This is a genomic window from Psychrobacter sp. Pi2-51 (genome assembly GCF_904846665.1).
GTDB classification, from domain to species: domain Bacteria; phylum Pseudomonadota; class Gammaproteobacteria; order Pseudomonadales; family Moraxellaceae; genus Psychrobacter; species Psychrobacter glaciei.
Map to the genome: position 1 here is coordinate 1 of NZ_CAJHBP010000037.1, position 24,082 is coordinate 24,082.

General features: G+C 44.0%; 20 protein-coding genes. 10 read left to right on the forward strand and 10 right to left on the reverse strand.

Going from position 1 to position 24,082, the window contains the following annotated elements:
• Window positions 1-459: 459 nt before the first annotated feature.
• A complete protein-coding gene (trmB, locus tag JMY08_RS13150; RefSeq protein WP_227679688.1) occupies window positions 460-1,257 on the reverse strand; it encodes a tRNA (guanosine(46)-N7)-methyltransferase TrmB in 798 nt (265 codons plus the stop codon).
• A gap of 130 nt (window positions 1,258-1,387) precedes the next feature.
• Window positions 1,388-1,786 carry a hypothetical protein gene (locus JMY08_RS13155; protein ID WP_201593667.1) on the reverse strand — a complete coding sequence of 133 codons (399 nt, stop codon included), beginning with the start codon at window positions 1,784-1,786 and terminating at the stop codon, window positions 1,388-1,390.
• Between the two features lie 230 nt (window positions 1,787-2,016).
• On the opposite strand from JMY08_RS13155, the gene JMY08_RS13160 reads away from it, so the two are divergent.
• Window positions 2,017-2,946 (forward strand): DUF2628 domain-containing protein, encoded by a 930-nt coding sequence (locus JMY08_RS13160; RefSeq protein WP_201593668.1) that lies wholly within the window; start codon window positions 2,017-2,019, stop codon window positions 2,944-2,946.
• Window positions 2,947-2,955: 9 nt separating this feature from the next.
• On the opposite strand, the gene JMY08_RS13165 is transcribed toward JMY08_RS13160, so the two are convergent.
• The 8 genes from JMY08_RS13165 to gmk form a co-directional block, all read right to left on the reverse strand.
• Window positions 2,956-4,842 carry a monovalent cation:proton antiporter-2 (CPA2) family protein gene (locus JMY08_RS13165; RefSeq protein ID WP_201593669.1) on the reverse strand — a complete coding sequence of 629 codons (1,887 nt, stop codon included), beginning with the start codon at window positions 4,840-4,842 and terminating at the stop codon, window positions 2,956-2,958.
• Between the two features lie 89 nt (window positions 4,843-4,931).
• A complete protein-coding gene (locus JMY08_RS13170; RefSeq protein ID WP_189585413.1) occupies window positions 4,932-5,636 on the reverse strand; it encodes a hypothetical protein in 705 nt (234 codons plus the stop codon).
• 288 nt (window positions 5,637-5,924) lie between these two features.
• Window positions 5,925-7,025: a cation diffusion facilitator family transporter gene (locus tag JMY08_RS13175; protein WP_413786703.1), complete on the reverse strand. Its 1,101-nt coding sequence runs from the start codon at window positions 7,023-7,025 to the stop codon at window positions 5,925-5,927.
• Window positions 7,026-7,474: 449 nt separating this feature from the next.
• Complete coding sequence (locus JMY08_RS13180) at window positions 7,475-9,772, reverse strand: primosomal protein N' (protein ID WP_201593670.1); 2,298 nt, start codon at window positions 9,770-9,772, stop codon at window positions 7,475-7,477.
• A gap of 133 nt (window positions 9,773-9,905) precedes the next feature.
• A complete protein-coding gene (locus JMY08_RS13185; protein ID WP_010201437.1) occupies window positions 9,906-10,286 on the reverse strand; it encodes a RidA family protein in 381 nt (126 codons plus the stop codon).
• A gap of 133 nt (window positions 10,287-10,419) precedes the next feature.
• The gene (locus tag JMY08_RS13190; RefSeq protein WP_010201436.1) at window positions 10,420-12,606 is read right to left on the reverse strand and encodes a RelA/SpoT family protein; all 2,187 of its coding nucleotides are present in this window, start codon (window positions 12,604-12,606) and stop codon (window positions 10,420-10,422) included.
• 477 nt (window positions 12,607-13,083) lie between these two features.
• Window positions 13,084-13,344: a DNA-directed RNA polymerase subunit omega gene (gene rpoZ, locus JMY08_RS13195; RefSeq protein WP_010201435.1), complete on the reverse strand. Its 261-nt coding sequence runs from the start codon at window positions 13,342-13,344 to the stop codon at window positions 13,084-13,086.
• Between the two features lie 175 nt (window positions 13,345-13,519).
• Window positions 13,520-14,146 carry a guanylate kinase gene (gene gmk / locus JMY08_RS13200; protein WP_189585402.1) on the reverse strand — a complete coding sequence of 209 codons (627 nt, stop codon included), beginning with the start codon at window positions 14,144-14,146 and terminating at the stop codon, window positions 13,520-13,522.
• 336 nt (window positions 14,147-14,482) lie between these two features.
• Between gmk and ispH the strand changes: the two genes are divergently transcribed.
• The 9 genes from ispH to JMY08_RS13245 all read left to right on the forward strand — a co-directional run bounded on the left by ispH (window position 14,483) and on the right by JMY08_RS13245 (window position 23,883).
• Window positions 14,483-15,439: a 4-hydroxy-3-methylbut-2-enyl diphosphate reductase gene (gene ispH / locus JMY08_RS13205; protein ID WP_201593671.1), complete on the forward strand. Its 957-nt coding sequence runs from the start codon at window positions 14,483-14,485 to the stop codon at window positions 15,437-15,439.
• Window position 15,440: 1 nt separating this feature from the next.
• Window positions 15,441-15,686 (forward strand): hypothetical protein, encoded by a 246-nt coding sequence (locus JMY08_RS13210; RefSeq protein WP_194619318.1) that lies wholly within the window; start codon window positions 15,441-15,443, stop codon window positions 15,684-15,686.
• A 152-nt stretch (window positions 15,687-15,838) separates the two neighbouring features.
• Window positions 15,839-16,654 carry a thioesterase family protein gene (locus JMY08_RS13215; RefSeq protein WP_201593672.1) on the forward strand — a complete coding sequence of 272 codons (816 nt, stop codon included), beginning with the start codon at window positions 15,839-15,841 and terminating at the stop codon, window positions 16,652-16,654.
• Window positions 16,655-17,204: 550 nt separating this feature from the next.
• Entirely contained in the window at window positions 17,205-19,190 is a 1,986-nt protein-coding gene (gene htpG, locus JMY08_RS13220) for a molecular chaperone HtpG (RefSeq protein ID WP_201593673.1), read from the forward strand.
• A gap of 319 nt (window positions 19,191-19,509) precedes the next feature.
• Window positions 19,510-21,012, forward strand: coding sequence for a C13 family peptidase (locus JMY08_RS13225; protein WP_201593674.1), 1,503 nt, complete (start codon window positions 19,510-19,512; stop codon window positions 21,010-21,012).
• Window positions 21,013-21,114: 102 nt separating this feature from the next.
• Window positions 21,115-22,005, forward strand: a complete 891-nt coding sequence (fghA, locus tag JMY08_RS13230) for an S-formylglutathione hydrolase (RefSeq protein ID WP_201593675.1) — start codon at window positions 21,115-21,117, stop codon at window positions 22,003-22,005.
• Between the two features lie 310 nt (window positions 22,006-22,315).
• Window positions 22,316-22,564, forward strand: coding sequence for a TIGR03643 family protein (locus JMY08_RS14090; RefSeq protein WP_227676205.1), 249 nt, complete (start codon window positions 22,316-22,318; stop codon window positions 22,562-22,564).
• Between the two features lie 92 nt (window positions 22,565-22,656).
• Complete coding sequence (gene rpe, locus JMY08_RS13240; RefSeq protein WP_201593677.1) at window positions 22,657-23,346, forward strand: ribulose-phosphate 3-epimerase; 690 nt, start codon at window positions 22,657-22,659, stop codon at window positions 23,344-23,346.
• Between the two features lie 180 nt (window positions 23,347-23,526).
• Window positions 23,527-23,883, forward strand: coding sequence for a hypothetical protein (locus tag JMY08_RS13245; protein WP_201593678.1), 357 nt, complete (start codon window positions 23,527-23,529; stop codon window positions 23,881-23,883).
• The last annotated feature ends 199 nt before the right edge of the window (window positions 23,884-24,082 follow it).

A 24,082-nucleotide genomic window follows, 5' to 3' on the forward strand; every position in this document is an offset into this window, starting at 1 on the left:
ATTTAAATTTCCATATAAGTTATTGAATAATATAGGTTTTTAAATTGTACAAAAAATGAACGATTTTACCTAACCCTTTAAGCTACCTAGGAAAATTCTTGTCAAGTAGCGACTTATACACAGGGTTATCCACAGCTTATGGGGAGAACTCGTGCAGCCCTTATAGTGCCAATGTTTGCCTGAATGTATAGTGTCAGCGAATCATTCAATTATATGTTTTGTGCCATCATGCAACTATTTTTTCATCTGGCAATTTCGTCAAAATTGCTATGTTTCACATATTGCTGCTCTGTAAATTTAATAAATAAAATTCTTCAAAGCGTCTCAAACAGAGGGTTTGGCTGATTAAATACTGAATATATCTAGATAAAATGAGGGTGGGTAATACCAGCTGCATAAAAAAGCGGCTAAATGTCTTAGCCGCTTTGTCAAAAATCATTAAGGGTAACGCGATGAGGCTTACTCTTTAATATAGATTAAATCCCAGACACCATGCCCGCGCTCTAAACCGCGGCGCTCAAACTTGGTCATTGGACGAAAGTCAGGGCGGTCAGTAAAGTTGCCTGCACCCGCTTGATTGGTGAGTCCTGAAAAACCGTCTAAAACCTCAACCATCCAAAAGGCATAATGCTCCCAGTCGGTTGCCGTATGGAACCAGCCACCTTGTTTTAAACTGCGCGTGACCATCGCCATACGCTCAGGGCTGACAAAACGACGCTTATAATGGCGCTTTTTTTGCCATGGATCAGGGAAGTAGAGCTGAATACGGTCGATATGATTTTCTGGAAGCTGCTTGAGCAATTGGATGGCGTCGCCGTTAATGATTTTGACGTTACTTAAACCCTTTGTACCTGCCATATAAGCACATTTACCGATACCTGGCTCGTGTACTTCAACACCCACAAAGTTACGCGTCGGCTCGGCAGCTGCCATCTCAATGAATGAGTCACCCAGTCCAAAACCAATCTCTACAGTAAGCGGCGCATCAATACCGTTGGGCGTATCGGCGAATAGTACGCGCAAGTCATCGATACCATCAAGATTGCCGTCACCGAAGCTGTTATTAACCAAGTAGTCAGCAAACTCTGGATCAGTGAGAGCCAGCTCGGCGTTCTTATTCATGTGCGTGCGCCGTTTCATAAAAGTATTCACAATACGAATATGTTTATCATTTTGCGAAACGGTCTCAATGGCAGTATTAGGCTCAGCCACTTGATTTATATCATTTGAGTTATCGGGATTAGAGGATTGGTTCATAGGGTTACTAAGACTTTATAAAGTTGCGAATATGAGCGTATTATAGGTTAAATATGAGCAAGTGTGAACGTTCAATTATCAGGCAGTTGCTGATGGCGTAAACCGCTTTCACTCTCCTTTCAAACATTTTCTAAGCTTTCGTACATAATTTTAAACCGGCATCGATGATATCGTCCGTAGAAACTTTGGCGTCAGCAGATGATAAATAGTTCTTATCTGTTTCAGTATCTGTCTCAGTATCACGCCAGATTGTATCTTTTGCACTGAGTATTTTCATTGGCGGCTTATCGATGTCTGTATTTGAATCAGCATTGAGCATATAACGCTCTCCACTGAGGGTTATTATAGAAACAATTGATTTGTCATTAATTTTATCACATCTTATTACCACACTATCGGCGGTAAATGGCCATTGACCTACAAAGGTACTTTGATCAAAACCTAGCTCATTTTTATAAGGGTCAGATATGGCACTGACATTAATGATGATAAGGGTTATAGCAGTAGCGATTAGAACGGTAATAATCATAATGGTTATGATTATATTGCGCTTGAGTGTAGACATGAGATGCTCACGAATCAAATAAGGACAAGAGCTTAGTCGCTCTATGATTGGCTTTTGCATCAGTTTATACTAAAGATATTCTATAAATATGAAATATTAATGAAGAATATAAAGAGTGTATTTAATCTAATTATTCGCTGAAAAAAGTATCTTACAGTGATTATTGATACGCTTTTTATCGAGAGCCTACTGCTATGTTATTTATCGAGACGGATTCACCGCCACCTTTTTACCAAGAACAGCTGACTGCTGCCAAGCGTGAGCAGTTGGATAAATGGTTTATCGGTCATCGTACCCAACGCTATTATCTCAAGCGCTTCGCGGAGTTTGATAAGCAAGGCTATTTATCACCAAAATGGCACTGGGCTGCGTTTTTTATTACTTTTCCTTGGCTGCTATATCGCAAGCGCTATATGGATGCGATCGTCTATAGCGTGGCAGGTTGGTCTTTTATTCAGCTTAATATTGCGATTGTGTTGGTTGTCTTTGAATTTGTGGCGATGTCTTATATTCCTGATGCGTATCAAATGGCAACGCGGCTAGGTGTTGCTGCGATGATTTGGCTATATTGGGCGTGTATGGTGGCGCGTTGGACAGACGCTTATTACTACCGTATGGCACGGCGAGAAATCGCTGATGCGATTGAGGATCATCCGCGAGACGAGGCGGCGCAGCAAGCACATCTGCGCCGAGAGGGTGGGGTGAGCTTATTTGGTTTGGGATTGGGTTTTGGGCTTTTTGCTTTCGCCTTACTGGTGATTAAGGTGCAGTTTTTACCTATTATCGCGAAGCCAAAAGCCAATGAAATATTATTCAATGCTTATGACATCACCAAAACGACGCAGAATCGTGTGGCTGTCATTTACCAACAGACTGGGCAGTGTCCCATTGATTTGCCATTTAACATAGACGACCCGCAAGTGCTGGTGCGTATTGACACTCAAGTGCCGGGCGTTCCTAAAACAGATTGTGCTGTCATAGGAACGATTCATGATGTTAAATTCCCACTGCGTTATCTCAATGAGCAAACAGTGGCTTTCTATCATGTGGAAGATGGCGATAGTTGGCAATGCACCAGCTCGCTAAACGAAAAACTGGCGCCGCCAAACTGCTCAACGGATTAAAAAATGTGTTTAAGCTTTGGGGTCAGGAACGATATCGTTTTTTTCATCAACGGGCGTCGCTTGGTTTTTTAGGGCGTCAGAAAACTCACTCAAATCCATCTTACGCGCCTTACCAATATCCTCATCAAATAAGCTTTCAAGCTCTGCCATTGATGATTGTACTGATTCAATCAGGCTAGCTTCATCATCATAGATGGCTTGCTGACGTTCAATCAAGTCGTCATCATAATCACGGAAAGTCTGTACAGTTTCGCGTGCTTTTTCTGGAGAGATGCCGAGCAGCTGCAAGGACTCACGCGACATATCTAACGACGATAAATAAGTCTCACGCCAAATATGACGCACACCAACTTCACGGAGGCGATAATAATGCTGACGATCACGCGCTCGTGCCAAGACGATTAAATCAGGGTAGTTCTTACGTAAGTATTGAGCGGTGGTAATAGAGCGCTCTAAGTCGTCAATGGCAAGAATAAACACACGTGCTTTTTTGATACCAGCGGCACGTAATATTTCAGGGTTTTTTGGATCACCATAATAAACTTGGTTACCAAAGCGACGGACAAAATCCACCCGATTGGCAGAGCGTTCGATGGCCGTGAATTCGATATTATGCATGCGTAATACACGACCGATAATCTGACCGACACGGCCAAAGCCCGCGATAATGACCTGATGCTCATGATCGGGAATGGTGTCGTACTCACGGCTGGGTTTGCTTTTGGCAAATAATGGCTCTCCTATTTTTTCTAATAGTAAGAATGCCAATGGCGTCAGCGCCATAGAGATGGTCACAATGAGATTTAGGGTGTTTGCTAGCTCAGGTCGCAGAACGTTTTGGGCGGTGGCCACACTGAACAAGACAAACGCAAATTCACCCCCTTGAGCGAGAGTCACCCCCAATCTGATACTGGTTGGCCATCGATTGCCAGATATTTTTGCGATAGCGGTGACCACACCGAATTTGATAAACATCAATGCCATCGCACAGCCGATAATAAAGATGGGCTTGGCCAAAATGAGTTTGACATCAGTCAACATACCGACTGACATAAAGAATAGCCCCAATAGCAATCCTTTAAAGGGTTCGATACTGGCTTCTAACTCGTGACGGTACTCCGAATCTGCCAGCAATACGCCAGTCAAAAATGCGCCAAGCGCCATCGATAGACCAATTTGACCCATCAAGATAGAGACACCCATGACGATAAATAGTGCGACCGCAGTCAGTAATTCTGTCGCACCACTAGAGGCGACAAATTTAAAGAAAGGTCGAACCACATAGCGGCTGGCAAAAATCAGTCCAGCGAAAACGGCGAAAACCTTGCCAAAATAGATTAAGTCGTAGCTCTGCTCGCGCACCCCTGACAAAAACGGAATGACCGCTAATAAAGGAATCACGGCAATATCTTGGAATAACAAGATGGTAAACGCTTCACGCCCATGGGTACTAGACAGCTGCTGTTTTTCAGTCAGTATTTGTAGCACAAAAGCGGTAGAAGAGAGCGCCAAGCCGAAACCGACGATAAAAGCAGTATCGAGTTGTAAGGAGAAAAATTGATATAGGATACCCATCAATAAGGTGCCGGAAAGACCGACTTGCAAGCCACCAAGGACGAATATTGAGCGGCGCAGCGCCCAAAGCCGTGAAGGCTGGAGCTCAAGACCAATGATGAAGAGCAGCATCACCACGCCAAATTCAGAAAAATGTAATAAGCTCTCAGCATCGCCCGCTACATCTAGCGCACTAGGCCCTAATATCAGTCCGGTGATCAAATAACCAAGGACGGTCGCAATACCAAAGCGTTTGCCAAGGGGTACAAAGAGCAGCGCGGCTCCCAAGAAAATCGTAGCTTGTAACATTAAATTTGGTGAGCCGGCGGCGGCAGCGAACATCTGAAATCCTCAAAATTGGCAATAAAATAAGCAATGTAAAACAGTCAATATAAAACAAGAAGGACAATAATAAATAACGCGAGCATACGTTATTTTTTGCGATAAATCTTCCACACGCCATTATCGGCAAGCGGATTGTTATAAGCATCATTACGACGCTTACGCGGTGTCTGCCGACTGTCTATCATTTTAAAATTGGGCAAAGCGTGGACAATGAGTCCAGTACGATAAAAGCGTACGCGCTCAGGCTCTAACATCTCACCTTTATTATCGCGACAAAAGACGTACGCACGCAAATCAATAAATTCACGATGAGCGACCAAACGAGCCTCATCGTCGTTATCAAATACGGCTGCCATACGCGCAATCTCATCAGCGCTGTAATCCCCGCATTTATCCGTAAGTGCACCGACTGAGCCAAAACTTTTAGATTCTTTAGCGTGAGTTTTGGTTAGATGCAGTCGTTGCACATGATAAATAAACTGCGGTATTTCGAGGCTAGCTGGTAGCGGCAGATAATCAGGTGGTAGATTGGCCGCAGGATAAAAGGCCATCGCGCGTTCGAGCAGAGTCTGCCAACGCTGTTGATAGGCTTTGACTTCTGCTAAATTGCCTTCATAGATAGGCATGTCGCGAACTTGTCGCAAAATATCAGGTGGAAATTGCGCATCACGAAAGCTGGCGATGTCTTCTTGCAGGGTTGATAGCAAAACCTTGGCGTGTTTTTTGCCATCTTTTGAGGTAGGGTCGTCGATATAGTCTGGGGCGACAAAAGGTGCTGAGCGTCTAGACATAGTGGTATATCATCAATGAATAAATTAAAAAGATACTAATAAGTATGTTTGCCAATGTTCAATAGGGTTTGAATTGATCATTTATCATTAATTGATAGTTATTATAACCATATAAACTTACTGGCACTTTATTTTTTTAAAGTGATTGAGCAAATTTTAATGAGAGTTGCCAATATAGCAGCCATATGAAGAGTTGGCTTAGTATTAATTAGCATCGCTTAATCTTAATATTAATACAGCATACAGATTTTGCTGAGTAGCGTTATTGACAGACTCTAATATAGCTGCTCAATGATTGTGACCAATATGACCCCCATTATCAACGGCTCGCTCGGAGATGTCACAGACTAACGCATCGCTATGGGTAGCTGTTTGCAGATGCGATAAGCTTTCGACCTGAATAGTCGCATGATGAATGCCAAGTGTTAACAAGCTTTTTTCCAGATCCTCAATCAGCAGACTCGATTCGTGAATACTCATTTCTCCATCGACGACAACGTGACAAGACAGTGCATTTAAGCCGCTGGTGATACTCCAAACGTGCAGGTCGTGTACCTTGTGTACTTGAGGATGGGCGATCAGTTTTTGCTCCACATTGACTAGCGATATACCTTCTGGCGTGCCTTCCATCAATATATGGACTGAATCGCGTACGACGCGGTAACCGCTGATTAAAATCAGGATGGCAACGATGACTGACGCCGCTGCATCTGCCCACAACCAACCAAAACCTATCATTAGTAACGCGGCAATAATAGCCGCAACCGAACCCATCAAGTCGCTCAAGACATGTAAATAAGCACTTTGCATATTCAGATTCACTGGTGCTTTGCTATCAGATGCTTTGTCTGTACTGGCGCCGTGGCTATGCTCATTTTCAGCGTGGCTACCTCGGTGCATCAACCAAGCGACTAAAATATTAATCAGCATGCCGATGGTCGCAATGATAAGCATCCCTTGAGTAGCAATGTCAGGCGGTGAATTAAATCGTTTAATCGCTTCATAAAAAATCATCAGTGCGATAATGACCAAAGTAGCGCCATTCACCCCCGCCACCAAAATCTCAAAGCGCTTATAACCAAAGGTCTTTTGATGAGTCGCTGCTTTTTCACCAATTTTGAACGCCATTAACGTCGCGCCAAGGGCCACCGCATCGCTGAGCATATGACCGGCATCGGATAATAGTGCCAAACTACCGGTGAGCCAGCCACCGATCGCTTCGATAAACATGTAGCCAGTGATTATAATAAAGCTAAACAGTAAAGTGCGCTGATAGCCTTTGGTATCGCGCGGTGCCGTGGTCTGTTCTAAGTGTTCATCGTGGTCGTGAGTGTCTTGCTTGTCATGAGTGTAATTGCTCTCATTATCTTGAAGCAGAGGTTCAGGCATATCAGCATCGCTCTGATGAGAATGGTTACTTCGTTCAGGGTTTGAATTATTTTGACTCATAACAACACTCAGGATGATAGAAAGTAAAATGGATGATTTATAAAGCTGGGTTTGCTGTGCATAAACCAGACAGATATACAGAATTTAGCACATTTAATAAATGCTTGCTGTATCTAGGGCGTGTCATCAATTAGCACATTTATATATTTAGTGGTCTTAAAATGGCTAAATTTTGCTAAACATCGTCAGAAATTTTGCCAATATGTTCATATTAGCGGCTATTTCTTCCTTGTTTATCTGTAATTTTTCTCATTTTAAGCCTCACAATCTAATTGATGACACGCCCTAGGCGGTAAACGATGAATGACCAATTTTGAATAGCGTTCTTTAGTAATGGCGAGCTATAGTGCGATGATTGTAGTTAAAGGATCACGATTAGGAATTGGGCATCACCAACCGACAGGATCGACGTCTAAAGTAAGCTTCAGATATTTGGCGCTTGGCAAGGTGAGTACTGGTTGCCACCATTGATTTAATACCTGATGTAACTGTCGTCGATCTTTAGCTAGCAGTAGCAATTGTGCATGGTAGCGGCTGTTCTTCTTGCTCATCGGTGCGTCGATAGGACCAAGCACAGCAAGATTATGGCCATTAGGTAGACTTGCAATCGCATCTTTCAATGCTTGCGTCGTAGCGGCAAGCGTTTTGCCTTCGCAGCGTATCAGGGCAGCATGGCTATGCGGCGGTAACCCCATCATTTTACGCTCTTGCAATAGCTCGCGAGCAAAGGACAGATAACCATCTTTCACTAGCTTTAATAACAGCTCATTATCTGGCTGCAGCGTTTGAATCAATACACGACCAGACTTATCACCGCGTCCAGCACGACCAGCTACCTGAATCATCAGCTGTGCAGTATGTTCTGGTGAGCGAAAGTCGGCGGATAAAAAGCCACGATCAGCATTGGGCAAACAGACCAAGGTAACATTGGGAAAATGATGGCCTTTGGCGACCATTTGCGTGCCGACTAAGATAGCAGGCTTGCCTTCATTAATACGCTGATAGATATTCTCCCAGCTGTCTTTACGTCTGGTCGTATCACGATCGATTTGGATAATGGGATACAACTCTTTACTGGTTTGCGGATTGGCAAAAATCGCGTGCAGGTTTTCGCTGAGTCTTGTGGTACCCATCCCTTTGGCATCTAGGTTTTGACTGCCGCAATCAGGACAAACGGTGGGAATATAGGCTTGCCAATCGCAATGATGGCATTTTAAGTACGAGCTGCTTGAATAGGAATTAGGTTGCGATTGACTATTATAATGAACGGTTAAATGCGCATCACAGCGTGGACAATCTGCCTGCCAACCACAAGCCTCGCATAGCAAAACTGGCGCATAGCCACGACGATTTAAAAATATCAATACTTGATCGCCCGCTTCGAGCGTTTGCCGTATCGCGCCAATTAACGCATCTGTCAGCCCCGTATCATAGCGTGCGCCATCATCTTGAGTCTGTTGATGGGTGCTTTGCAGGCGCGCATCAATCAGTTGCATGGTTGCAGGCTTTGCATTGCCAGGGCGAGTCTGTAGTTGGCATTCTACTAATTTGCCGTCATCGACCAGTTTTAAATGCTCAAGAGACGGGGTCGCGGTACCAAGTACGACGGGAATGTTGCATTGCAGGCCGCGATAAAGCGCGACGTCAGCGGCATGATAACGTAGAGTATCTTGCTGCTTATAAGAACCATCATGTGCTTCGTCGACGACGATAAGTCCTAAATCAGCAAAGGGATATAGCACCGCTGAGCGCGTCCCAATAATGATTTGAGCATGACCAGTGCGGCAATCTTGCCAGCCTTGTAAGCGATGAGTGTTGGTCATGCCGGAGTGTAGCAAGACAATATGGGCAGCAAAACGACTGGCAAAGCGCGCGCGCGTCTGCGGGGTCAAACCAATCTCCGGTACTAAAATCAAAACCTGCTTGCCCGCTTCTAATACGGCTTGCATCGCTTGCAGATAAACTTCGGTCTTGCCACTACCAGTAATGCCGTTCAGTAAAACCCCCGTGTAGCGCTCAGCTTCGTGCGCCGCAACAATAGCCGCAACGGCAAGCGCTTGCTCATCATTGAGATCGAGTGGCATTTTTGCGAGTTTGACAGGAGCAGGTGCTTGTTTTGGCTCAATATAGCGCTCGATAAGGCCTTTATCTTCCAGCGTTTTTAAAAAACTGCGCTGCATGCCTTCTAACAGCAGCACATCTTCGCTCGCACCGCGCTCTCCGTGTAGCTTAAGCATATCAAATTGTTGCTTCTGCTTTTTGGCATTGGCACGAAAATCACCATCAGCGATATGCGGCAAAATTCGCCAGTGCGTAATCAGCAAGTCTAGCGGCTTGCCTTGACGAACGAGGCTGGGCAAGATGACAGCTAACACATCACCAAGCGGATAGTGGTAATAGCTTGCCAGCCAATAAGCCAGCTTTAACATGCTGGCATCCAAAATCGGCTCGGCATCTAGGCACTTATTAATAGGTTTGAGTTTTTTCATCGGTACGCTGCTATCCGCTTCAGCGATATGAGCGACCACGATACCGATTAAGGTTTGACGACCAAAGGACACCTCGACGCGGCTACCAATTGGCGGTATCCATGGTGAGTTATTATCTGGCAAAGCATTCATATCTGCCGGTAAGCTATAGTCAAACACCCGATAAAGGGGCACGGGCAGAGCAACTTGTACCAACATAAAATACATCTCTATTGTTTGGGTATTTAAATAATGAGAATAATAGTAAGCCCAAATAGTGATATTTGGGCTTACGCTAACAACCGTTATTTTTGCTCAATTACTTAAGAATTGAGTGTGATGAGGCTCAAGATTATTCAATATATAGAATAGACTCAATTTCGACCACACCACCTTTTGGTAGAGCAGCGACTTGTACGGCTGCGCGGGCAGGGTATGGCTCGGATAGGTTGGCCACGAACACTTCATTTAAAACGGCAAAATCACTTAAGTCTGTCAAAGATACATTGAATTTAACCACGTCATTTAGACTGCCGCCAGCTGCTTCACAGATAGCTTTGATATTTTCGAACACTTGCTCAGCCTGTGCTTTAAAACCTTCTCTCAACTCCATGGTTTCAGGGTCGAAACCTAACTGTCCTGAAATATAAACGGTGTTACCGACTTTGACGGCTTGTGAGTAAGTGCCAACAGCGGCAGGGGCTTTATCAGTTTGAATGGTTTGACGGGTCATATTATATCCTTAAGGTATTTTTTTCGTTTGATTGATTGGATTTACTGACTAAAAACGAAGTAGCAAAGTTTATCATTGTTTTAGGTTGTTCTGAAAATTCGAGATTAAAAGTAAGGGTATTTAACACTTCTATCTACAGCTGATAGAGTCGCATGATATTGGGAAAGCCCAGCAGCGAGCGCAGTTCGCGAATACCTTGTGCTAAATGATTGCGACTACGCACCACAATATGAATGATAGTGTCAGTATGGCGCACATCGACCGTTTCCACCCCCATATTTAATTGGCGTAGATGGTAGATAACCTCACTAATTTGTTCGTCGCTGAGGGCAAGAGACAGCTTCAAATAAGCCGAAAAACGGACTTTGCTAGCGTGCTCGCCGGACTCATTTTGTTTGATTGCTTTATCATTGCGCCAGCGCAGCTGTATCACTTGATAAGGGTTGTCCTTACGAATATCATCGAGCGAGAAGCATTTATGGCGATGTACCACCAAGCCATGACGGGATAAATGACCAACGATAGGGTCGCCGTAGATCGGATGGCAGCAATTGGCAAAATCAAGCTCTACCCCTGAGGCATTGACAATCAATTGTTGCGGTTGGGCATCATCATCATTTTGTTCTTTAGCCTGCAAGTCACTGACTTCGTCGCTAAATAAGCGAGTGACCACCAGTTGTGGTAGTAGTGTGCCCGAGCTAATCTGTTCAAATAGCGCATTTTTTTCTGTCAGACCACGCCATTCTGTCAAGTTTTTCCAATCGCTGTCCGTTAAATCATCGAGGCTTTTTTGATAGGTCTTTAGCGCGCGATCCAAGGCTTGTTGACCATGATGCTGTTTATCAGCAGCAGATAAATCCTTAAACCAGCGTAAAATCTCTTCACGGGCTTTATTGGTCACGACAAACCCGAGCCATTCTGCCTTTGGCTCTGAGTGGCTATTTACTTCAATTTCGACCAATTGCCCGTTTTTGACCACCGTGCCCAACTTGGCTTTGTTGCCATCGATATTGGCACCGACGGCCACATTACCAACCATAGGTCCAACAGCATAAGCAAAATCAAGCGCTGTGGCTCCTTGTGATAGCTCATAAGCGCGACCTTTGGGACTATAACAAATAATCTTGCTTGAATGCAGGTAATCCATCAGCTCGCTAATCGTCGAGACAGCAGCAGTAAAGTCAGGACTGTTTTGATTTAAGCTGTCTTCATCGACCAAGTCTTTCATATTGCGTAGTGACGCCTGAATGACTGATTGACTGACATCGGAGGCGTGTTCTGCCCCGATAACACCAAGCCTTGCTGCATTTTGCATTTGCTTGGTCAAAATAGTGACTTTTACAAAATCATTATCCCGCTCATAAATAAGGGTCAATGATTGATTACCACCCGGTAGTGGGCGACGAATATTGTCAGCGATATGGGTATCATCGATTTGATATTTTTTGATGAGGTAATAAGCCAGTTTGTCGCAAGCTTCAATATTGTCGAGCACAATCTCAAAAGCATAGTGACGAAGCAGCGCATTAATCTCACCGCGATTTCGGAAAAACTGTCGATATATCACCACGCGATTGTCTAATACTTTGACGAGGCCATTGAGCCCTAAGTTGTTTAAAACAATAGTCAGATAGCTATGAATAGCCTCTCTTTGAAAATTACGTCCCAGCCCATGTTGCAGCAGCTTATCTGAAATCTTGTTATACATACCAGAATCAAGATTGCGATAACACAGCACCTCAATATAATCAGCAATGTCATTGAGACCCATCAGACGGGCAAATGGCACATAAAAATCTAACGTCTCTTGCGCCGTCGTGCGCTGTTTTTCAGGACGTACCGCATCCAGCGTCGACATATTGTGTAAGCGGTCGGCAAGCTTAATGATTAACACCCTTGGGTCAGCAAGGGTAGCCGTCAGGATTTTATGAAAAGTCGCCGCTTTATTTTGTTGCTTATTATGGGTCGAAGATTTTAATTTGGTGACGCCATCAACCAGTCTAGCAACCACTTTGCCATAACGTTGCTCGATTTGCTCATCGCTAACGTCGGTATCTTCGACGGTATCATGTAAAATCGCTGCAATAATCGTATCCCGATCTAAACGAAAACCTGCCAATATTTCAGCGACCGCAATCGGATGAGTGATATAAGGTTCCCCTGATTTACGCTTGTCTTTAATATGCGCAATATCACCGAACTCACAGGCATCAACAATATCACGGCGTTCGGCAGCAGTCAGATAGCCAACTGAACGGAGCAAATTATATTGAGCATCATCGACTAGATGATGACTGAGTTTGGGAAGGGTTTGACTCATAAAGTGACGATCCTATTTTCCATTACCTATAATTGATTAAGCCCTGTTAAGGTAAATGGTGACTGAATGAATACTAATCTATCGTTAAAGCAAGATAATATCGATGTATGGATATATAGATAAAAAAGCAACCGAATGCAAGCTGTACCAGCATATCGTTTACAGGGTTGATGCTGTCACGCTTTTAAATTGCAGCGACCATATTATAAAAGAAAACGATCATTGTAAAAAAGAGCAATAATTATAATAGAGAGCAGTAGAAAGGCGAGACCACTCTCTAATTAATCGTAAATCGTATTCAATGTCAACTGCTAAGCGTTGGTGCCAGAAAAAAACTTATAAATTTATACCCAGTGGTATGATTTTGGGCGTAAATGGCTTTCATGATAGCCAAAAGCATACAGTTGTAAACGAAAAACCACAGCATAAGCTGTGGTTTTTATCATCAATATGCATTTGCATGTCAAACAGCTTTTACTAGAAGCTATGATCGCCTGACAGTGCTAAATCCATTGAGCTAGTAGCAAAGTTATGCTCTGGCTGATTTAGAATATCGCGAGTGATTTTGCCCGCGGCAATTTCACGTAGAGCCAATACCGTAGGCTTGTCGTTATCGACTTCAACCAACGGTTCAGCGATACCTTTGGCCAGCTGACGGGCGCGCTTGCTTGCGACCAAAACCAGCTCAAAGCGATTATCAACATTATCCAAACAATCTTCAATCGTCACTCGTGCCATAAATAGCTACCTCGGTTGTTTTTATTAGTCACAGACATGGTCCGTCACTCAAATAAAAATAATATCAAAAATATAAAGGGGAATAGCTAGACATTGTAGCATTTTTTGCCTAGGTAGGTGGTTGCTTTTTATGTCTGCTTGCCAAATTAAACCCTACTGACAGGCAGTAATAACCTTACTCTTGTACTTTATTGCTTAGCAAGTTGCTAATCGTACGATGATAACGCTGCTGTTGGCGTTTTAGCGTCTGTCTATCAGCGACGATAATGGCTTTTAGCTCAGTCAAAGCGACTTCGAAATTGTCATTGATTATCACAAAATCAAAATTCACGTATTGCGCCATCTCAGTCACTGCGCCTGCTAAGCGCTGCTCTATGACTTCTATCGTGTCTTGCGCGCGAGTCGACAAGCGCTGGCGTAACGTGGCAATGCTTGGGGGCAGAATAAAGACCATCGTCGCATCAGTAAATATTTTTTTGACTTGTAGCGCCCCTTGCCAATCAATCTCCAAAATCACATCGACACCGGCCTCTAATTGCGCACGTACGCTTTGTTCTGAGGTGCCATAATAATTGCCAAACACTTCGGCGTGCTCCAAAAATTTATTGTCGCCGATGGCAGTCACAAATTTATCGACATCGGTAAAATGATAATGATGACCATCAATTTCACCCGGACGCGGGACGCGAGTCGTATGGGAGACACTGACGGTCAAGTCATTGGTGGTGGCAAGTAGCTGCTTCACCAGTGAGGTCTTGCCCGTACCAGAGGCAGCGGTAATAATAAATAATGAACCTGTCATACAAAGTGTCCTAATGGGGTGTGCCCTAATAAAGTGTGCGCTAAGAAAAGACGAAAAGATATGATAGTGAACCGCCAAAGCGTCAAAGGCTGGTAAAAATATAAAATGCCATCATGTAAGGTTAGAGGAACCATAACCACTGCCTAATTATAAACTGCTTTTGACACTTTTGTTTTTTTAAAGACCGACTGCTTCTATAGCGACTGGGACGGTGGTATTTTAAAAGGCAATAAAAGCAAATTATGCTAAAGTAGCGTATTGAATGCATCCCAACTTTTGACGTTAAGCTTTTGACGTTAAGCGATAAATACAAATTATCTAATGATAGGCCATCTTATGCAAATTTATCTTGCCAATCCACGTGGGTTTTGCGCTGGTGTCGATCGCGCGATTGCGATAGTCAACGAAGCATTGACCCGCTTTGAGCCCCCTATTTATGTCCGTCATGAGGTTGTACACAATAAATTTGTGGTCTCGGATTTGGCCAATCGCGGTGCGGTATTTGTCGAAGAGCTTCACGAAGTGCCTGATGGTGCAATCGTTATTTTCTCTGCGCATGGGGTCTCAAAAGCGGTCGAAGATGAGGCAGCTCGCCGTGACCTGACCGTCTTTGATGCCACTTGTCCGCTAGTCACTAAGGTACATATCGAAGTCGCTAAATTTGCGCAAGATGGTATGGATGCGGTGTTGATCGGTCATGCTGGACATCCTGAAGTTGAGGGCACAATGGGGCGATTTAACCGTCGTCATGGTGGAGAGATTCATCTGGTCGAAAATGAAGCCGATGTCGAAAAGCTGACTGTGCAGGATGGTGAGCGTTTGGCATTTGTTACCCAAACGACTTTGTCGATGGACGATACGGCACGCGTCATCGATGCACTGCGCGACAAATTCCCTAGTATCGAAGGACCGCGTAAAGATGACATCTGTTACGCCACCCAAAACCGCCAAGATGCGGTCAAAGATTTGGCCAGTCGCTGCGAGATAGTATTGGTGGTAGGCTCACCAAACTCCTCAAACTCAAATCGTTTGCGTGAATTGGCAGAGCGGATGAATTGCCGTGCTTACTTGATAGACAACGCCAGCGAAATGGACAGTAGCTGGTTTGATGGCGTAGAGAATGTGGGTGTTACCGCAGGGGCTTCAGCGCCAGAAGTATTGATTCAAGAGGTGCTACAGCAGTTGCAAGATTGGGGCGGTGACTTGCCAAGTGAGCTGTCAGGTATCGAAGAGAATGTCATATTTAGTCTGCCCAAAGCCTTACGTATTCCGGTCACGCAAGTAGGTAAGTAACATGAAAAAGCACAAAAAAAAGTTCGTATTGGCCGAAGCCACAGTCGATGACATTAATAAGCAATTGAAAATTAATATGTTTGTGATTGTTATTTTGGTATTGATGCTTATGCTTAATACGGCACAATTTACGAAAGATTATAGTGTCTTATATGGTGCGCTTATTGCCATCATGGCTTTTTTCCTTTTTATAATGGCTAAGAGTCGCACGTTGCTCAATATGAGAAAGCAAGAGCTTACTAAATAAACAATAAAGATAAGCCACGCCTGAAAATGACTAGGAAGTGATTAACACGCTCTGGTAACGCATAATTTTTTATACAACCATAACCACTTCTCACAACAGTTAAAAAATACTGGATGAATGAGCAAGATTTGAGACAACATTAAGGATGGTTAATGTCAGCTTATTACAACTTTATCAAACGTGAACAGCAAGACGATGGTGTGATGATCGCACATTATCAGCCCACCAAGCATGCCCAAGGCGCTTGGAATGAGCACGAGCAGCATATGGCACCAGCGACAGGATTACTAACCGCTGAGCTTAGTAGATTTGCTCCACAAGAGAATATGAGAATTGCCCGTATTAGTCTCGATATTTTGGGACTCATACCGCTCGATGAGTTTACTGTTACTACCCGTTGTATTCGTCCGGGTAGAACCATTGAGCTGGTTGAGTCGGTGCTGAGCAGTCGTGGCCGTGATGCTATTATTGCTCGTGCATGGCGCCTGATGACTCAAGACACCAGTGAGATTGCAGGGCTGGAGGATCAAATAGCACAGTACCAACCTGAAGAATTGGCGGTCTGGGATGGTATGAAAGGTTGGCCAGGTGGTTTTATTAAAACAGTGCGCTTAGTCACTGATGCTGATCGTCGCGCTGGGCGTGGTATGGTTTGGATCACCAATGATGTTGAGATGGTCGAGGGCGAACCGACGAATGATTTGGTGCATTTATTGGGCATGGTCGATACTGCTAATGGCGTCGTGCCACGGCTTGGTCTCGGACTATCAACGTTGGAGTGGATGTTTCCCAATACTGATTTGCAGATTCATATGCATCGCGCGCCGCAAGGACGTTGGCTCGGTATTGACGCGGTACAACAGTATGGCGCTGATGGGATTGGGGTGACCAGCGCAGTATTGCACGATATATATGGGCCGTTTGGTCGCAGCGAGCAGATTTTGACCATTCGTCCGATGCCACGTTAAATGTTGAGTAATTTTATTGTTTTAAAAAACAAAACAAAAATATGTATTTAATATATTTTACAGAATTATAGTAATCAGTTGTAATGGTGTTTATCAAGACAATATTACTGCAATGAAGGTTACTATGAACAAGAACAATCGTTTTTCAAAAAAATTGACTACTATTTGGGATTTATTAATAGAAGCTTACTCAGAATAAAGTTTAATATAGTCAGTTCAATATAATTTCGATACAAGGAAACCGAGTGCAAGTTATACATTAGTGTGCTTAGCGAGGATGACGATGTAGCGGATTTATATAGACTTGACTATATGCCTTTTTAAATGATTATGTGAGTATAAGGCTCACAAAAAACACCGCCTTAGCGAACTAAGACGGTGTTTTTTATTGAATAACCCTTTTTCGCTTGAAATTTTCTTCTATGCCCCTATTAGTATAAACAGCTTAACGGTATCCAACAGGCTAGCTTTGATAATGCTATTAAAGCGGTCTTGGCAGGTTCATCGTTATTTTATAATAAGTACTTAATAGAATTCAAAGGAGTGTTTTATGAGTGAAGCAACTCAAGCTAAAGGTCTGAATCCAGAATTAAAAAAACATACGTTTGAAGCGGAAGTGGCGCAGTTACTGCATTTGGTCACGCACTCGCTATATTCTAACGCTGACATCTTTGTCCGTGAGCTAGTATCTAACGCCTCTGATGCCTGTGATAAATTGCGTTTTGAAGGCACCAATGATGACAGTCTTTATGAAGATGATGGTGAGTTAAAAATTCGTATTGCTATCGATGAAGATGCTAAAACGATTACCTTTACCGATAATGGTATTGGTATGAATGAAGCGGATGCCATCGAAAACTTAGGTACGATTGCTAAGTCTGGCACCAAAGCATTTTTAGACAAGCTTTCTGAGTCACAAAAGCAAGAAGGTCAATTGATTGGTCAATTTGGTGTTGGTTTCTATTCAGGCTTTATCGTGGCTGACACCATCAGTGTTGAATCACGCAAAGCAGGTGAACCTGCGGATACAGGCGTACGCTGGGTATCGGATGGCACAGGCAGCTTTACCGTTGAGCCTATTACCAAAGACGCGCGCGGTACTGCCATCACTTTGCATCTAAAAGAAGAGTACGTTGAGGGTGAAGACAGCTATCTAGACCGCGCCAAAATCAAGCGTTTGGTGAATAAATACTCTGATCATATCAGCCTACCGATTCAAATGCGTAAAGAAGTTTGGCAAGAAGATGTAGCCGATGACGAAAATGACAGCGCTGATGCACAAGCCTCTGCTGGCGGCGAAATGGTACTGACTGACGAATGGGAAACCATCAACAAAGCCAGTGCTCTGTGGACTCGCTCAAGCTCTGAGATTGAAGACGAGGAATATGTCGATTTTTATAAAAACATCTCCTATGACATGGATGCACCGCTGACGTGGACACATAACCGTGTCGAAGGCCGCGTTCAGTATACGCAGCTGCTATACATTCCTAAAAAAGCGCCTGTAGATTTATATACTCGTGAGCAGCAGCATGGTCTCAAGCTTTACGTCAAGCGCGTCTTTATTATGGACGAGGCTGAGCAGTTGCTACCGATGTATCTACGCTTTGTCAAAGGGGTTATCGATTCAGCAGATCTACCACTGAACGTCAGTCGCGAGCTATTGCAAGAATCACGTGATGTGAAGTCTATCCGTGATGGTAATGCACGTCGTATTTTGACCTTGCTGGCAAGTTTGGCCAATAGCGAAGACAGTGATAAGCAAGAGAAGTTCGCGCAGTTCTACGCTGAGTTTGGTGATGTCATCAAAGAAGGTTTGGGCGAGGATATGGGCAATCAAGAACGTATTGCCAAATTGCTACGTTATGCGACCAGCACACAAGACAGTGTGACGACCAGCTTTGAAGACTATAAAGCGCGCATGAAAGACGGTCAAAAGGCCATCTATTACATAACGGCTGATAATTTGGCAGCGGCAAAGAACAGTCCACAGCTGGAGTTGTTCAAGAAGAAAGGCATCGAAGTTATCTTGATGACCAGCCGTGTCGATGAATGGGCGATGAACTTCGTAACCTCATTTGATGAGACACCGCTACAAAATATCGCCAAAGGCGCGGTTGATTTGGGTGATTTGCAAGACGAAGCCGAAAAAGCCGAAGCCGAAAAAGCAGAAGAAACCATGAAGCCAGTGGTTGATAAGCTAAAAGCAGCGTTAGGCGAGCGTGCGAAAGACGTGAAAGTGTCTACGCGCTTGGTTGATAGCCCAGCCTGTTTGGTCGTTGGTGAAGGTGAGTTGTCGCCACAAATGATTCAAATGCTCCAGCAAATGGGTCAAGATGTACCAGCGAGTAAGCCAACGCTTGAAGTTAACCCTGATCATCCATTGATTAAGAAGTTAGAGGGTAGCGAGCAATCTGACGTCGATTTTGACAAGCTGGCGCAAGTCATCTTTGATCAAGCATTGCTAGCGGATGGCGGTCAATTAGACGATCCAGCAGCTTACCTAAAACGCGTCAATGAGTTATTGATGAGATAGTATTGAGTCGTTGATACAGAAGGAGGTCTTGTATTCAAGGCCTCCTTTTTTTAATTGATTTTCGGTCAGATTTGAGCGATTTTTTACAAATCAGCCTTATCCTCTTGACCGACAATCCGTTACAATCGCGTTAGATTGGCGAGCCATACTATTGACTCATGCTATTCGTTTTTTTGCTTATTCTATAGTGAATCAAACATAACGTCGCTGTGTGTAAGCCGCGCAAAAAATGTAAATAAATAACATTGAACGGCTGCTGCATCAAAATACTTATCATTGATTCACTTTATTTCTTTCGACTGGCTAGAGGTCTAAGTCTTTGTCACTTACGTCGCTAAAAACCGTATCGCTTCAGCGCTTTTCACTCAATTTCGCTGCCAATATTATCGCAACTTTATGGATGCTAGTGGGGTCAACGCGCGCGTTTTCTTGGGTTAAGCCCACCTTTATTCAGTTTGCGGTGTTCGCGCTATTGGCACTTGGTAGCAACGTGCTTTTCTCATGGCTGGCTGCTGAAGGCGGCAGTATTTTTAATGAGCAAGGATTGGTCAGCTATCTCATTTGGCCGATGATTATTTTATTGAGCGGTATTATTTTGGCACGGCGAGCGGGCAATCAAGCGCTGGTTTTTGTGCCTGTGGTGCTATGGTTGGTTGCTGACACCTTGTCGGCATTGTTACAAAGTCTGGTGCAGTTTTTTGGCAGTTATGGTTGGCTGCCGGACTGGAGTTATTCATTTTTACCCATTCTGTTTTTAGTGCTGTTCTTATGGCAGACGCTTGCCTTATTGTGGATTTTTTCTCGTCGCATGCGTACGCCATGGTGGGAGCGTATTATTGTGCTGGTAGGCGCAGTGGCGCTATTGACTATCTGGCAGCGTAATGTCGCTGATCAACCCATATTTAAGCAAATACCCGTAGAACCGGTGTTAGAAGAGGCTGCATTGTACGAGCAGCCACGTCTGTTGCAACAAGCGCTTGATGGCATTGATCCAAGTATCGATGGCAAGACTGACTGGTACTTTATGGGTGTGGCTGGGTTCTCTGATCAAAATGTTTTTCGCTCCGAGATTAATAAAGTACGTGAGCTGTTCGATGTGCGCTTTGGCACCAGCGGTCATTCGCTCTCACTCATTAATAATCAGTACAGCTGGCTCGATGAACCAATTGCGACTAAGACCAGTATTTTGCGCGGCTTAAAAAGAATTGGTCGGCAGATGAATGCCGATGAAGATGTGCTGTTTCTCACGCTATCCTCCCATGGTACTGAAGATATCGTGCAATTGGCGAATCCACCACTTGCGATAGATAATTTAGATGCTACCTGGTTGCGTGAATCTTTGGATGCTTCAGGTATTCGCTGGCGCGTAATCGTCGTATCAGCGTGTTACTCAGGCTCGTTTATCGATGAATTGGCCTCACCGACCACAGTGGTGATTACTGCCTCAGCAGCTGATAAAGCTTCGTTTGGCTGCACCAACACGGCAGAAATGACTTATTTTGGGCAAGCCTTTTTTGCTGAAAGCCTGCGTGAAAACACCAGCTTTGAATCCGCATTTAAGGACGCCCGCTTACGAGTGACTGAGCGCGAGAGTGTGATGGGTTTTGAGCCATCAGAGCCACAGATGGTGATTGGTAGCCTAATGGAGACGGCACTACCTGCGTTTGAGCAAGTATTGTTTGATAAAACCCGTCCACCAGTCGCTAGCCTTACGAATAATACGGGTTCTACCACCGTTAATATTTTACCCAGTAATACTGCAAACACCGCTTCCAACAGTACCTCTAACTTGCCAGTGGATGCTACCAGTGATATTGATTAAAATTTGAGCGCTATTTGACTTGTTATCAATGTGCTTTTTGCCTTATAAAGCGCTTTTTACAGGCCATCGTTTATTTTACCTTGGACAAAGAGGAAGTTACTCATGAATAATACTTATAATAAAAGCTTGTCTGCTAACAGCCAGCTCACGCAAAAGAGTGTGAACCGCTGCTTTGATGGCGAGCAGCATTACTATAGTCATCAATCGACAGCGACGAAAACGCCGATGACGTTCAGTATTTATCTGCCAGATGAAGCGCTCGCAGGGCGGTTATGTCCTGCCGTTTTATATCTATCGGGTCTGACCTGTAATGCCGATAACGTCACCCATAAAGCGCATTTTCAACAAAAATGCAGCGAGCTTGGTATGATATTTATCGCTCCAGATACCTCTCCTAGAACTGGTGACAGCAGTGAAGTGCCGAACGATGAACGCTATTTTGTCGGTCAGGGCGCAAGCTATTATGTGGATGCCACACAGCAGCCGTGGGCAGAGCATTTCAATATGCAAAGCTACATCGTCGATGAGCTATACGATTTGCTGCGCTCAGAATTTCCCATCCATAGCATGGGTATCACTGGACACTCCATGGGCGGTCATGGGGCGTTATTATTAGGTTTTAAATTCCCAAGTAAGTTTGTCAGTGTCTCCGCCTTATCACCCGTCTGTGCCGCTAGTGAATCGGCATGGGGGCAAGCCGCCTATACTGAGTATTTCGGCGATGACCAATCACTATGGTCGCAAGCAGATGCATCAAAGATGATCGAAAAGGTTGGTCAGCAGTATGCCAGCATCTTGGTCGATCAAGGCGCTGCGGATAATTTTTTAGCAGAAGGACAGCTGCAAACAGCCAAACTTCAAGACGTTTGTACAAAAGCCAAGCAGCCTTTAACATTGCGTTATCAGGCAGGTCATGACCATAGTTATTATTTTATTCAGAGCGTTATCAACGACCATATCGAACATCATTGGCGCATGGCACAACTTAGCTAAGCGTCGATATCGAACTCTTTTCACTAAGCCGCTCAACACGCGCTAATGTTTAAAAGGTAAAATTATGGCAAGTTATCAAGATTTAACAGCATCTAATTCCGATGCGAACTCAATACGTGATACCCATTCAATACGTGACACCCATTCAGAGTCTAAAAATGCCCAGTCAGCACTTGCGACTATGCAAGCCGAAATGGATGCCGCTCTAAAAAATAAACAACGCACCAGTATTACTGAAAATGGCAACCAAGTCTCTAAAGCTAACTCAGATGAGTTCATCGCAAAAAATATCAATGACGCTGGTGATAGAGTGCTTGATGAGACCCAAGTCTCGCGAGTGATAGAGATGGCATGGGAAGACAGAACACCATTTGGCGCGATCGAGCATAGCTACGGTCTTAATGAAGCTGGCGTGATTAAGCTCATGCGCCAAGAGCTCAAGCCGTCGTCCTTTCGATTATGGCGTCAGCGCGTGAGCAACCGTGCTACCAAACATCAAGCGAAACGAGATTTTGGCGTCGGGCGCGCCTATTGTAAAACCCAGTACAAACAGCGCTAGAGCATGTCCTCAATCTAAACAGAAATGACTAAAGCTGACAGCAATTTTATTTTATTAATACTTTATTTAAACATCAATTAGGTAGCCAAATTATGATCAGTCCTTCTAAACCATATCTTATTGCACCGTCGATACTCTCAGCTGATTTTGCACGTTTAGGCGAAGAAGTTGAAAAGGTATTAGAGTCAGGTGCCGATGTGATTCATTTTGATGTAATGGATAATCATTACGTACCCAATTTGACATTTGGTAGTATGATTTGTAAGGCGCTGCGTGATTATGGTATTGATGCACCTATCGATGTACATCTAATGGTGTCACCTGTTGACAGTATGATTGAGCAGTTTTTGGAAGCGGGTGCGAGTATTATTACGTTTCATCCAGAAGCCAGTGGACACATTGATCGTTCGTTGCAGCTCATCAAAGATGGCGGTGCTGAATGTGGCTTAGTATTGAACCCAGCGACGCCATTACATTATCTCGACTATGTCATGGATAAAGTGGATCAGATTCTACTGATGAGTGTCAATCCTGGCTATGGTGGTCAGTCGTTTATTGAAGGTACTTTGGATAAGGTGCGCCAAGTTCGTCAACGAATCATTACCAGTGGTCGTGATATCAGGTTAGAAGTCGATGGTGGTGTCAAAGCCAGTAATATCCGAGCCATCGCTGAAGCGGGCGCTGATATGTTTGTCGCTGGTTCTGCGATATTTAATCAAGAAGACTATAAGGCTGCTATCAATGCCATGCGTGTAGAGCTTGCATTGGCCAATAACAGCTAATGACTGTTAATGACTGCTAATTATTATTAATGACTGCTAATTATTATTAATGACTGCTAATAACTGCCGTATGACGTGATAGCAAAATTGACTCAATACCACTGGGGCAAAAAAGTATTAACATGTGCTGTATAATTTATAATGATGCCTAACAGCAAGTTCCGTAAAGGTAGGTGAAATATGGACACAAAAAATTCAATCAACTTGTCAGCGTCACCTGAACCAGTGCCAAGCACAGCGCAGCAACGCAGCTTAGTACCCAAAGGTATTACCATTGGCTTGGCTATGTTTGCGCTTGTCTTAAGCTTGGCAGGTTACGGCTTTCGTCTCATGGTAGGTGATGATACTGGCGAAGTATTACGCCACGCTGCGGTCATCGTGCCTGCATTTATGCTGGGTATTCCGCTGTTGTTCTGGATAGGGTCACGCATATTTAACAAGATCAAAGGCACACATATAGAAGGCTGGAATGCGATTAGCTTGGGCTATTTAACCTCTTGTATATCGATACTATGGTTGATGGGCACTTATAGTTAATTTTTTAGTCGCCAAGATGAGGTTGCTGAATAGCTATAACCTTATGAATATAGGGTCTGTTGAACATTCAAATATTAGGACTGCTGATCGCTAAAATCGCACCAAACTAGGCGCAAACCGATGATAATGTCGAGACCTTAGCTAGGTTTACAACAACGTTTGGGGTGATTTTAGTATCAGCCTTTCAGGGCAGGGCTAT